We start from the raw sequence: 12,847 nt of genomic DNA, 5'->3' as shown, positions 1-12,847 counted from the left end.
TCCTGGAAACATAGTGTTTTCGAAAGCGTCAATGGCTTCAAGTGTATGAATAGAAAAAAGAAGACTCTTCTCACGTTCTACTCGAACGCGAGAAAGCCTTCTTCTAAAAATAGCCTAACTCCTTGAGCTCCTCATAAATGATCCAGGAATACTTTTTTCTTCCATCACTGTTTAAATGGTCGGAGTCGATAAAATAGTCTTTATTGTCAGCGAATCGTGGATCGTTCATATGGTTTAAAAAAGGGACATCTGTTTCCAAAGTATCTAAGTACTGAAAAACAAATTTGTCCATCTTTGCTTCATCAAAATATGTTTCGTACGTCTGATGCACAGGCTCCATCGTCAGTACTGCTTGGTAGCCGTTCTCCTGACAATATTCCAGCAGTTCTTTTAAGTGCTCCAAATTTTGTTCGAAGTAATTTTCTTCTTCGGCTGCCCTATATAAATCTTCCACATAATCGTACTTTCTGGCCGCATAGTTTTTCCCATCATTTGCCCAGGGCTGATGGGAATCCCATTTGAGTTTTTTCATTTCACTCGAGAGCGCAGAAGTAAAACTTTCGCTTTGGGTCCCAGGAAAGTACAAGTATCTGTAATAGTCCGTTAAGCGAAACGGCTCGATTTGGGAATGATCCAGAATTTCATAATAATTTTCTACGTTCTCAATTTCAGCATTTGCGAACGTGATTTGCGAAATCGATATAAGGACGACACCATCCGGTTTCAAATACTTGCCATACTCTTTCAGCAATTTAAAATCGTATTGAATCGTCTGGGAAGGCAGTGCCAAGTCCAGATGGGTAAGTCCAGTCGGCTTAAAATAATACCCATACATGGAATGGGAAGCACCCAGATTGATGATATCAACCGGATGCGGATCTTTCTTGAACGCCAATATGTCATCATTGATGTTGTAACTCCGGGAATGCTTCACCAGATTATTTGCGGGTATAAACACGAGCAAAGCCACAGTCATGATAATTGTTAATTTAATGAATAAACGTTTCACGGCAAATCCTCTCGATACAGTAGGTCTTTTTCAATTTACGGATTGGCTCGCAAGCCGAATTTCTATACACATGCGATCGATAAGGTCGTTTTAAAATGAATAAGGGAATACAGCCTTCAAACGGGCTGGCCACTTGGTGTTTTGGCGCGGCTGGATCAGAATCCGCCATACACGAACCCTTGGCCTGTAGCACCGAATATAAGGACAGAGACCACGATCAACACATATACTGCATACCGGGTGAACGCCGGGCGTTGCGACAGCCAGTCCCATGTCGAAGTGTTTTTTCTCTCGATATAGTGGAACAATTGAACAATAACAAAGAAGAACATGAAGATCATTAAATCCAGCAGCGAGAACAATTCAAGTGCATCGATCATTCCGGCCGGCCTCCACGAGTGTGGCGTCAGGAAAAGCTTCGCATTTTCAAATGCTTCGGCTACGCTATCCGAGCGGAAGAAAACCCTGGAAAAGCAAACCAGCAGGAATGTAATGGTGATTTTCACCCATTTATGCAAGGATGGACTCTGATCTAGCCGCGTAAACGACGCCATCTTCCCTCGAACATGCTTTGTATGATCTCCAAAAACACGGTAGAACCCATGAATCAAGCCCCACAAAACAAAAGTCCAAGCTGCCCCGTGCCAAATGCCGCTTACTAAAAAAGTAATCACAATGACCAGATAAATTTCACTTCTCTTCTTTTTCCCTTTACTTAACGGGATAAAGATATAGTCGCGGAGCCATGTGGAAAGCGTAATATGCCATCTGTTCCAGAAATCCCCGATCGAAACGGCAAAATGCGGCTGCTTAAAGTTTTCCGTCAATTTGATTCCCAAAATTCGGGCGCAGCCGATAGCGATGTCACTGAGTGCCGAAAAATCGGCGTATAATTGGATCGAAAACAGGATCGTCGCCAGCACAATTTCGGAACCGGTCGCATCAGGACTATTGTAAACACTGGCAACAATCGGCGCCAGACGATCCGCAATCAAGGTTTTCTTAAAAAATCCCCAGGCGATCCGCTTCATTCCATAGCTTAGATTCTCATATTTCAATGTCTGTTCCACTTTGAATTGGGGAAGCAATTTCTTGGCGCGTTCAATCGGGCCTGCCACCAATTGCGGGAAAAAGGCAAAATAGATGGAGAAATAACCGTAATGCCGTTCCGCTTTGAGCTTTCCTTTATAGATGTCCACCAGGTAACTGACTGCCTGGAAAGTATAGAAAGAAATAGCTATTGGCATCACGATTTCCTGATAAGGGACGCTATAATTCCAATTCATGTAGATGGCAATGGCCCGGACTGAGTCATTGACGAAATTAAAATATTTAAACCAGCCGAGAATGAACAATAATACGCAAATGCCCGCCAGCATGACTCGTTTCTTCTGCTTTTTGGTCTCCTGCTTTTCAATGATGATTCCCGTAACGTAAGAGAACGCCGTGCTTGCAAGCAGCAACAGCACAAAATAGCTATTCAAACTCGCATAAAAACTATAACTGGCAGCCAGTAAAAGAATCCATCTCCAACGATGCGGGATGGAATAATAAGTGAAAACGATTACGGCAAAAAATAGCAGAAACTCAATTGAAATAAACGTCATTCAATCACCTGATCAAAATAAACTTAAGATTTTTCATAAAACGAGAGATTCCAGTGCCTTGAACACCCTCTGTCTCAGCCTTTAAAATGGTGTCCCCTATACCTTGTCTCCTGTGAAGGGTCAGGCGATCATCCTGCAGGCAACTCGGAATAAAGTATCTTCCCAAACTGGTTGCGTGGGATCTCCTTAATTTCCGTCACCTTAACGCCTTTTAAGTTTAATTTTTCCTTTATTATTTTTTTAATTTGAACACAATCTTCCTTCAGTGTGTACACATGCATTCGGTCATCCGTGCCACTGCAGATGCACTCATGGCCATGCTCACCCAAAAGCTCTTCCACTTCATCCAGGCTGATGCGGCTTCCGGCGACTTTAATGATTCTTTTGATGCGCCCCGTTATATAGAAATACCCGTCCTCGTCAACATACGCCAGATCACCTGTGTGCAGCACGCCGCCATTGTCATCTGTTTTCGAAAGATCCGCCAGCGACTCCGCATACCCTAAGGAGACATTGGCCCCTTTATAGATCAACTCGCCGTTTACATGGGGTGCTGTGATGTTATTGCCCTCTTCATCTTGGAGCATCAATTCTCCGCCGGGGATGGCAATTCCGATGCTTCCGACTTTTGCCTGGTTTTTTTCATGCGGCAAATAGCTCATCCGTGCCGTCGCTTCCGTTTGGCCGTACATGGTGAAAAAACGCATTCCTTTTTCATTGCATACTGCCGCAAACTTGGACGCCAACCCCGGGTTTAATTTCCCGCCTGCTTGCGTCAATGTTTTTAAACTCGGCAGGTCAAACGCTTCAAACTTCAGCCGATCGAGCATCTCGTAGACGAACGGAACGCCCCCGAAAGTGGTAGCCCGTTGTTCTTTGCACAAATCCCAAAATTCTTTTTTCAAGATGGAGGCATCCGTTGCAATGACCGTCGCGCCTTTGATGAAATGGCTATTGATGATCGAAAGGCCGTAAGAATAGTTCATCGGCAGAGTGGTGATCGGTTTATCGTCTGGCTTGATGTCAAGATACTCCGCTATGGATTCAGCGTTCTTGAAAATATTTTCATAACTCAAGCGAACAAATTTGGGGCTTCCGGTACTTCCTGAAGTGGTTAAAAGAAGCGCAAGATGTTCATCAAGCTCCTGTTGAAAACGCTCCGGATTTTTGAATAAAGTATAATTCCCGTACACAAACGAATGATCCATTGCATTGGAGAGGCTCTGATTTTCACTCTCCGCCCATATGTATGCAGGCTTATAAAGGGCAATCAGCCTTTGCAGCCGGTCGGGCTGGATGGAGGCATCCAACAGCACCGGCACAACGCCGCCTCTAATAAAGCCCACGTAGCCAAATAAAGACTCTTTATTATTCGAACACAAGCAAAAAACGAGCGTTCTTTCCCCTACTTGAGCGCAGATCGCATCAGCAATTCCCCCCATTTCAGCATAAGAATATTCCCGTTCCGCATATACCGCTGAACGGCTTCCAAACTGCTCGATTTTTTTGAAGCTATTCATTGACGAAGTCTACTCCCATACGAGTCAATAAATCGATCCCGGACTGATACGAATCGAATTCAGTCATCAAATCCGCATCTATGGAAACATCAAAAGCCTCTTCCAAAGTAGAAATAAGAATCATATGCCCCAGCGAATCCCATTCGCTTGACTCGCCCAATGCCAACTCTTCCAATGCCTCATTTTCGTCCAATTCCAAGGCTTCTATAAATGCATTTCGATATTTTTCGATGTTTTTCATTGTTTACTTCCTTTCACTCGTTAGTATCACTTGCCTATGCAGGAAGCTTTAGTTTGTTTCAAGTATATCCTCGCCATCGCAATGACGGATCACATACGCAGTCACTGTCTTTCGACCTTCCCGAAAATCATCTACAAACATCTAATTGAAAATGATTATCATGGTCAATTATAAATATGCGAGGAAAAATGTCAATGGGAAATCTGAGGAGATGCTTTGGAGAGGAACTGAATTCCAGGTTTTTTTAAGAATGAATATAGAGGCATTATTATGCGAGAAGTTTTGGGTCACATTAAGTGCACAAGCATTCAGTGAAGCACGTTTGATTGAACTGGGTTATTCTTGGGAACAGGACAGGAAAAAACACCCTCTGCCGAGCAACGGCAAATGCCAATCGCTCAGTAGAGGGTGTTTTATGAGAATTTTAACTTATTAGAGACATAGTGTACGTTTACACTCCGGAATAAGCCATGAAACCGCCGTCGACTGCCATGGTTGTTCCTGTCACAAACGATGAATACGATTCATCCGCCAAAAACAGCAAGGCTCCAAGCAAGTTTTCCGGCTCGCCGAACTTGTTCATCGGCGTCGCTTCGAGAATTTTTTTCGTGCGAGCTGTAGGATTTCCGTCTTTGTCCATCAACAAATCCCGGTTTTGATCTGTCAGGAAAAAACCTGGTGCAATGGCATTGACGCGCAAGCCTGTTTCTGCAAAATGCACCGCCAGCCATTGTGTGAAGTTATTGATGGAAGCTTTCGCCGCACTATAGGCTGGAATTTTCGTCAGTGGTGCATAAGCACTCATCGATGATAGATTGATAATTGCCGGCGATTCACTTTTCAACAACTCTTGCCCGAATACTTGGCAGGCCAAAAAGGTTCCCGTGAAGTTAAGTGAAAAGACCGAGGAGAAGCCGCGCTCGTCCAAATCGAAAAAGGATTGTCCAGCGGCTTTTTCATCATAGGTTTCAGGAGCTGTGATGGCATCTGGGTGATTGCCGCCTGCGCCGTTGACGAGCAAGTCGATCTGGCCGAATTTCTCCAATATTTGCTGCTTTGCCTGTTCCAGTGATGCACGATCGAGCACGTCGACTGGCAGCGCAAGCGCCTGTCCACCTGCTTCAATGATTGAATTGGCCACACTCTCGCCTTTTGAAGCAGTACGATTGAGAATAGCGATTTTCATGCCTTGCCTCGAAAGTTCACGCGCCATTTCCGAACACAGGACGCCACTGCCCCCAGTGACAACCGCTACACGGCCATTTAAATTTTTGTGGATAGGAATCATAAAGCACCCTCATTTCCAGACTTGTATCAGTCCAAGTTAATAGCGAAGTATTGTGTTGCGTTGTGGTAAGAAATATCTTGAATCATCTGGCCGACGAATTCATAATCCGCCGGGATCTCCCCTTCTTCGATCCAGTTCCCAACCAATTGGCACAAGATTCTTCTGAAATAATCGTGGCGTGTAAAGGACAGGAAACTGCGCGAATCCGTCAACATGCCGACAAAGAGGCTCAACAACCCAGCATTGGCCAATTCTTTCATTTGCCGCATCATGCCATCTTTTTGGTCGTTGTACCACCAGCCGGAACCGAATTGGATTTTCCCTTTCATTTCGCTGGATTGAAAATTGCCGATCGTACTGGCCACCATTTCAAAATGGACCGGATTGAGCGGGTAGATAATCGTTCTTGGCAACACTTCTTTTCGATCCAAGCTGTTTAAAAATTGATTGAGCGGGCGAGCCAACTCAAAATCATTTATGGAATCGAAGCCACTATCGGCGCCAGCCTGCTCGAACATCCGTGTATTGTTATTGCGCAATGGGCCAATATGTAATTGCATTGCCCAATCGTGTTTTGCATATAGCTCACCCAAGAATTGCATCGTGAACGTTTTATGCTTTTCTTCTTCGACTTTGGAAATCTTTTCGCCCGATAACGCTTTTTCGAAAATACTTGCAGCTTCTTCAAAGTGAGTTTCTTGATATGGCAAATACTCAAAGCCGTGATCCGAAATGCGGCATCCGTGCTTGTGGAAATAGTCGACTCTTTCAGACAAAGCCTTCAAGAAATCTGCGTAGTTATGGATAGCCAGTTGAGCTGATGTTCCAAGTTCCTGAATGTATGAAGTGAATCCGTCAGCAGAAATGGCAAGGCCCTTGTCCGGGCGGAATGTCGGCAGCACTTTCGCTTCAACACTCGCATCTGCAGCAATTTGCATGTGATATTCCAAATTGTCAGCCGGGTCATCAGTGGTGCAAATGACTTTGACATTGCTGTCTTTTACTAACTTCCGAACGGAGAAAGCATCTGATTGAACGAGCTCATTGAGCTGCTCCCACATCGCTTCCCAGTTTTCTTCTTTGATCACTTCGTCGTAGTTGAAATACTTTTTCAGCTCCAGATGAGACCAGTGATACAACGGATTCCCCATCGTATGCGGCACCGTGCGGATCCATGCGTGAAACTTCTCTTTGTCGCTGGCATTTCCCGTAATGAATTGCTCGTCGATCCCAAATGCGCGCATCGCTCTCCATTTATAATGGTCGCCTTTTAGCCAGACATCGGTAATATTTTCAAAGCGATGGTCTTCCGCAATCTGTTGCGGACTCAAATGACAATGAAAATCGTATAAAGGAAGATCTTTTGCGTACTCATGATAGAGGATCTTCGCGCTCTTGCTATTCAGTAAAAAATCTTCATCCATAAATTTCATCAGGCCACTCCCAGTAAGGCAATTATTTTCAAAAAGTCTTTGTCTTGCTCCGTTACTCCAGTCAAGCGTCCAACTTCTTAAATTTCAACTTCGAAACACCCGTTTTTCTTCTCAATTTCGCTGCCGTTTACAGACACGGCACGCTTATCGTCCCCGTTCATGTAAAAACGGATTGTGTCGTAAGGCAAAGTGTACGTTCCTTTAACGTCAAAGCTCAACTCGATTTCCGAAGCACTCGATTCCATCGAGACCGTGATCACTGCATGATTTTGCTCGTAGTCTGCGGAAATGCCATCGTCCTCGTACAAACGATACGTCGAGCTGCCTTCTTCGCGATGCGGGAATAGCATAAAGCCACGCTCCACTTTATCTTTTGTCGCAAAGCTCGGCTCCGCGTCGTTGATCGGTACGATGCTTCCTGCTTTAATCAGCAACGGATTGTAGTCGAGCGGCGCCGGCACTGTTACATGCTGGCCGCCATCGTGCCATTCTGAAGTATGGAAATTGAACCAGCCGCCTTCACTCACCGGTAAATAGACCGCTCTTTCCGTTTGACCTTGTTCGACAACTGACGCTACCAAGATAGACTCGCCCAACATGAACTCATCGTTCTCTTCATACGTTTTGATATCTCCTCCGAAATCGTAGAAGGTTGGTCGGATAATCGGCTCGTAGTTTGCATGAGCATCATACAGTGCCGTGTACAAATAAGGCGTGATACGGTGCCTGAACTTCATCAATTCACGGATTGTACTTGTCGTTTCTTCATACATCCACGGGACATTGACGGTTTGGTCGTCGTTCCAGGAATGGATGGTGAAGCGCGGATGGAAGATGCCATTTTGTACCCAGCGCACCAGCAACTCCGGCTCCGGGGCAGGACCTGAAAATCCGCCGATGTCATGGCCGACATTATAAATACCCGACATGCTCAGCCCTAAGCCCATTTTGATATTGTATTTAAGCGATTTCCAATTCGTGTAATTATCGCCAGACCAAGTTTGGACATAACGCTGCATGCCTGGGCTGCCAGAACGGGAGATCAAATAAGGACGTAAATGAGGCGCGTATTCCTTTTGCGCTTCATAGGATGCTTTCATCATGAGCAGCGGCTGGACAGCACGCATCGTTTCAAATGGCAGCTCTTTGCCGAACCCATTGGAGACAGCTTCTGTCGACCAGACTTCGAATTCGTTATTATCATTCCATGTGGAGTCAATGCCGTACTCTAATAATTGCGAAGTGACATTTTCTTTCCACCATTGAATGGCTTTTACATTGGTGAAGTCAATATAGGCGCCAACTTCGTCCCAGAACTGAACCATTTCCACTTCACCTGAACGGTTGCGGATAAACACGCCTTGTTTTTCCAGTTCTTCGAATTGCGGATGGCTTTTCAATAGCGCCGGCTTGATGTTCGCGCATAACTGCACGCCTTTTTGATGATATTCATCGATAAAGCCTTTCGGATCTGGGAACTTCTCCCGATTCCAATTAAACACATAACGCTTGTCGCCGATGGAAGTATAGCCTGAAGACAATTGGAACGAATCGCAGATGATGTCGTCTTTTAATTGTTCTTGGGCATCAGGTGCATCCGTGTAGGTCATTGTCGATCCGGAATAGCCGAGGCTCCATTTCGGGGAAAAGATGGTTTTCCCTGTTAGCCAAGAATAGCGTTTCACAACGTCTTTCACTTGTGGCCCGGCAATTATGTAATAATCCAAGTCTCCAGCGAATGAATGATAGTAGCGGTACCATCCGTGGTAATTGTCCATTTCATTGCCCATATCGAACACGCTTTGCGCCATATTGTCATAGAAAATCCCAAAGGAAATATCCGATTGTTTATTACGCGTAATGTAAAACGGAATGTGTTTATACAATGGATCCGTGTGTTGTGCGTCGTATCCCATCGGATCGACGCTCAGCATGCGGTAGCGTTTGCCGTAACGGTCCATATCGCCGCTTTTTTCCCCTAAGCCGAAATACTGCTCATCGTGATTTCTTTGCAAGTAGTGGAATATGCCATTCCCGAGTGAACCGTCGAAATTATATGCTTGGGTTTTCCGGTCTGCTGCAATCTCGGTGAGTTTTCCATCGCTTCCTTTGAAAAACCATGTGACTTTAAAACCATCTAAGTCAATGGATAGTTTGACCATTTCTGTTTCAACGCTCGCTGTGTTCCCTTCTGTATGCGCCTTATAAGAAGGAAGTGAGAACGGCGACAAATCAAAACGGCTTCTGCCTTCAAATGGGACATCGTCCATTCCAGGAGCGACTAGCCATGTATTGTCGACTTCAAGCTGATCCCCGTTCATCATAAGTACCCGGATGATGTCCTGTTCCAACACCATTACTTGTGCGGTAACCGAAGGGTCTCCGAGATGGAATGTAAGAATATTGTCTTGTTCTGTTTGAAATTCAAATAAATACTGTTCTTTTAAAGACATGAGCCGTACACCCTTTCGTTGTGCATTGAAAAACCTTGTTTTTGTGATTGTTGCCTGTTCGGATTAATAACCGAGCAAATTCGGCAACCACATGCTGATTGCGGGAATATATGTAACCAATAGGAGTACCACGATAATCGCGGCGTAAAATGGAATGAGCGGTTTGATCACGTCTTCAATATCCAAATTCGCAATACTGGATCCGACAAACAAAGCGCTTCCTACAGGAGGCGTAATGTTCCCGATGCTCAAGTTCATGACCATCATGATGCCAAAATGGATTGGGTCCATATCGAAACCGACCACAATCGGCAAGAAAATTGGTGTAAATATAAGGACAGCCGGCGTGATATCCATAAATGTTCCAATGAATAACAAGAAAAGGTTTAAGATCAGCAATAAAATAATTGGATTTTCTGAAATGCCCAAGATCAATTCACTGATTGCTGACGGAATGCCCGTGAACGCCATGACCCACGACATGACCGCCGAAGCGGATACGAGAAGCATGATGACAGCGGTTATTTCCACCGATTCCATAATGATTCTTGGAAGATGCTTGAACTTAACTGCGCCATAAGCCAAAGACAGTATAAAGGTATACGCGACTGCCACGGCTGCTGCTTCTGTCGCAGTGAAAATCCCTGACAAAATTCCGCCAATTACAATGACAATTAACATCAAACTAGGAATCGCATCCAAGAATGTTTTAAAGGCTACCTGAAAGCTGACTTTTTCTGATGTTGGATAATTTCTTCTTTTCGCAATGATAAATGCCACGGCTATGCAAGCGAATGCCCATAGCAAGCCCGGTAAGTATCCTGCGACAAACAATGCCGCGACCGACGTTCCTCCACTGACAAGCGAATAGATGATTAAGGTTCCGCTTGGCGGAATAATCAAACCGATCGGTGCAGAGGAAATATTGACCGCTGCGGAAAACTTCGGATCGTATCCTTCTTTTTTCTGCAATGGCCCCATAACGCCGCCAATTGCGGTCCGCCGCTACAGAAGAACCCGACAAAGAACCGAACAAGGTGTTCCCGAGCACGTTCGTATGCGCCAATGCTCCTGGCGCACGCCCGACAAGCACTTTGGCAAAGTTGATCAAACGCTCGGCAACTCCGCCATTATTCATTAAGATCCCTGCCAAAATGAAGAACGGAACTGCCAATAAGGTGAAACTATCCAGCCCAGTAACAAGTTTTTGGCTGGCAGTAAAAATCGCCATATCCATAGGTAAACTAATCAATATTGCTGCCAATGAAGCAATGATGATACTGACCGATATCGGTACACTGATAATGAGCATTACTGCAAATACAATCGCTAGTACGATTCCTGCCTCCAACGCCATAACGTTCACTTCCTTATTCTAGAATCTCGTCTGATTCAAACTTGGTTTTTACGTTTTTCATTTTTTTATGATTGCGGAAATGTTCGATGATATGGATGACCGCGTAAAATAAAAACAAGACACCTGCAACGATTAAGCTTAAATACAAATACTGCGTCGGCATATTCAAAGCAGATGAAACCTGTCCGACTGAATTTTGATAAGCTTGCATGCCTCCGTAGAGCAAGATGATGAAAATAAACGCCAACACAATGAGTTCAACAAGCATGTCCACGTAAAACTTAAATTTTTCTGGTACTTTACGCGCTATGAACACCACGGCTAAATGCTTTTTTTGGCCGTATGCATAAGCAGAACCAAGCATCGTGAGCCAAATTAGGGAATAGCGAAGAAATTCTTCAGATACTGTACTAGGTGAATTTAAGACGAAACGTGTGAATACTTGCCAACAAGCCACTAGAACCATTGCCACCATCAAGGAGCATGTCAAAAATGCCGTGATTTTATCCACAATATCTCTCATTGGGATTCTCTCCATTCCTATATAAATTAAGGGCCCCACAAGTGCAAGGGTTTCTTGCCACAAGTTGAGCCCCTGTTATTCATTGTTTATTTGACATAGCTTTGGAAGTCTTCAAAGTAGCGTTTGCTGTCTTCACTTTCAGACTGGTATGTTTCATGAAGCGGGGATGCAGCATCAATAAACGGCTGTTTGTCGATTTCATAGAACGTTACGCCCATTTCTTCTGCATCTGTAATGGCTGTTTCGATGGCATCAGCCCATACTTGCTTGTGGCTTTCAGATGATTCCACTGCCGCCTCGGAAATGGCTTCCTGTTGCTCTTCTGACAATCCGTCCCACATGCTAGTGCTGACGATCAAGACATCCGGTACGTACTGATGCTCTGTATAGCTATATGCCTTAGCTACTTCACCGTGTTTATTGCTCGTCAAGCCCGTTTCGTTATTTTCCGCACCGTCAATGACTCCTTGCTGAAGTGAAGTGTATACTTCACCGAAAGACATTGGTGTTGGCGCTCCGCCCATCGCTTCGATCATCGCGATAGAGGTTGGGCTCTCTTGAACACGGATCTTCATGCCGTTCAGATCTTCTGGTGTCGCAATTTCTTTATCCGCGGTATAGATGCTGCGCTGCCCGCCTGTATACCAACCGGCTGCAAAGAATCCTTCATCCCGCGTGTTTTGGAAAATTTCCTGGACCGCTTCGCTATTGTCCATTACATCGAAATAATGTTCTTCACTTTGGAATACATAAGGAAGCGAGAAAATTGCGTAGTTGCTATCAAAAGATTCTAGCGCGCTGGCACTGACTTTCGCCATATCAAGCGTTCCTGATTTCACCAATTCAATGACACCGCGCTCATCACCCAATTGTCCGTTCGGGAACAATTCAATTTCCACACTGTCCCCTGAATTTTCTGCAGCCAACTCGGACAGCTCAACCAATGAGGTATGTACCGGGTGATCTTCGCCTTGGTTGTGAGCAAGCCGTAGGGAGACGGATTCCCCATCTCCTCCGCCTTCAGCGCTTCCCTGCGCACTGTTATCGTCTCCACAAGCTGCTAGCAATAAGAATGAACTTAGACCAATCGTTGCGAATGAAAATCCTTTTTTGAATTCCATATGAAATTCCTCCTTTTTTATAAAACGCTTTCAATTATCAAAATACACTGCAGTGAAACTCCGGGAACTGATCCATTTTCTTTATCGAACTAGTTGAAAATTCCGTGAACTCAAGTTATTGAGTAACAAACGAACAGTTCTCCCTTCTAAAACAAGCAATTGTCGTTCTAAAGGCAAACGCTTTCATTTTGTTGAAAAATATATAAATTTACATTAGACTTGAGACAACAACAAATAACAACGTTGTTATTACAAATTTCATCTTAAAGTAATATACCTAAATAATCAAGTATGT

Annotated in this window: 9 protein-coding genes and 1 pseudogene; all 10 read right to left on the bottom strand. The window is 44.6% G+C overall.

Going from position 1 to position 12,847, the window contains the following annotated elements:
- Positions 1-103: 103 nt before the first annotated feature.
- Entirely contained in the window at positions 104-1,009 is a 906-nt protein-coding gene (locus tag ON064_RS00270; RefSeq protein WP_274623111.1) for a hypothetical protein, read from the bottom strand.
- 155 nt (positions 1,010-1,164) lie between these two features.
- Entirely contained in the window at positions 1,165-2,616 is a 1,452-nt protein-coding gene (locus ON064_RS00265; RefSeq protein WP_274623110.1) for an MBOAT family O-acyltransferase, read from the bottom strand.
- A gap of 128 nt (positions 2,617-2,744) precedes the next feature.
- Positions 2,745-4,136 (bottom strand): AMP-binding protein, encoded by a 1,392-nt coding sequence (locus ON064_RS00260; protein ID WP_274623109.1) that lies wholly within the window; start codon positions 4,134-4,136, stop codon positions 2,745-2,747.
- Positions 4,129-4,377, bottom strand: coding sequence for an acyl carrier protein (locus ON064_RS00255; RefSeq protein ID WP_274623108.1), 249 nt, complete (start codon positions 4,375-4,377; stop codon positions 4,129-4,131). The genes ON064_RS00260 and ON064_RS00255 overlap by 8 nt, the downstream gene beginning before the upstream one ends.
- A gap of 451 nt (positions 4,378-4,828) precedes the next feature.
- On the bottom strand, positions 4,829-5,665 hold the full coding sequence (locus tag ON064_RS00250) for an SDR family oxidoreductase (protein WP_274623107.1): 837 nt from the start codon (positions 5,663-5,665) through the stop codon (positions 4,829-4,831).
- A 26-nt stretch (positions 5,666-5,691) separates the two neighbouring features.
- Positions 5,692-7,101 carry a glucuronate isomerase gene (gene uxaC / locus ON064_RS00245; RefSeq protein ID WP_274623137.1) on the bottom strand — a complete coding sequence of 470 codons (1,410 nt, stop codon included), beginning with the start codon at positions 7,099-7,101 and terminating at the stop codon, positions 5,692-5,694.
- Positions 7,102-7,175: 74 nt separating this feature from the next.
- Positions 7,176-9,551: a glycoside hydrolase family 31 protein gene (locus tag ON064_RS00240; protein WP_274623106.1), complete on the bottom strand. Its 2,376-nt coding sequence runs from the start codon at positions 9,549-9,551 to the stop codon at positions 7,176-7,178.
- 63 nt (positions 9,552-9,614) lie between these two features.
- A pseudogene (locus ON064_RS00235) lies at positions 9,615-10,908 on the bottom strand (TRAP transporter large permease).
- 13 nt (positions 10,909-10,921) lie between these two features.
- A complete protein-coding gene (locus tag ON064_RS00230; protein WP_274623105.1) occupies positions 10,922-11,431 on the bottom strand; it encodes a TRAP transporter small permease in 510 nt (169 codons plus the stop codon).
- Between the two features lie 86 nt (positions 11,432-11,517).
- Positions 11,518-12,552, bottom strand: a complete 1,035-nt coding sequence (locus ON064_RS00225) for a TRAP transporter substrate-binding protein (protein ID WP_274623104.1) — start codon at positions 12,550-12,552, stop codon at positions 11,518-11,520.
- Positions 12,553-12,847 lie beyond the last annotated feature (295 nt).

The sequence above is a fragment of the Planococcus sp. A6 genome, assembly GCF_028823615.1.
Classification (GTDB): domain Bacteria; phylum Bacillota; class Bacilli; order Bacillales_A; family Planococcaceae; genus Planococcus.
This window is presented reverse-complemented; position numbering and strand designations above follow the sequence as displayed.

Coding starts and splice junctions, on each gene's coding strand:
- ON064_RS00265 (WP_274623110.1), bottom strand. CDS start 2,616: ATGACGTTTATTTCAATTGAGTTTCTGCTATTTTTTGCCGTAATCGTT.
- ON064_RS00260 (WP_274623109.1), bottom strand. CDS start 4,136: ATGAATAGCTTCAAAAAAATCGAGCAGTTTGGAAGCCGTTCAGCGGTA.
- ON064_RS00255 (WP_274623108.1), bottom strand. CDS start 4,377: ATGAAAAACATCGAAAAATATCGAAATGCATTTATAGAAGCCTTGGAA.
- ON064_RS00250 (WP_274623107.1), bottom strand. CDS start 5,665: ATGATTCCTATCCACAAAAATTTAAATGGCCGTGTAGCGGTTGTCACT.
- ON064_RS00240 (WP_274623106.1), bottom strand. CDS start 9,551: ATGTCTTTAAAAGAACAGTATTTATTTGAATTTCAAACAGAACAAGAC.
- ON064_RS00230 (WP_274623105.1), bottom strand. CDS start 11,431: ATGAGAGATATTGTGGATAAAATCACGGCATTTTTGACATGCTCCTTG.
- ON064_RS00225 (WP_274623104.1), bottom strand. CDS start 12,552: ATGGAATTCAAAAAAGGATTTTCATTCGCAACGATTGGTCTAAGTTCA.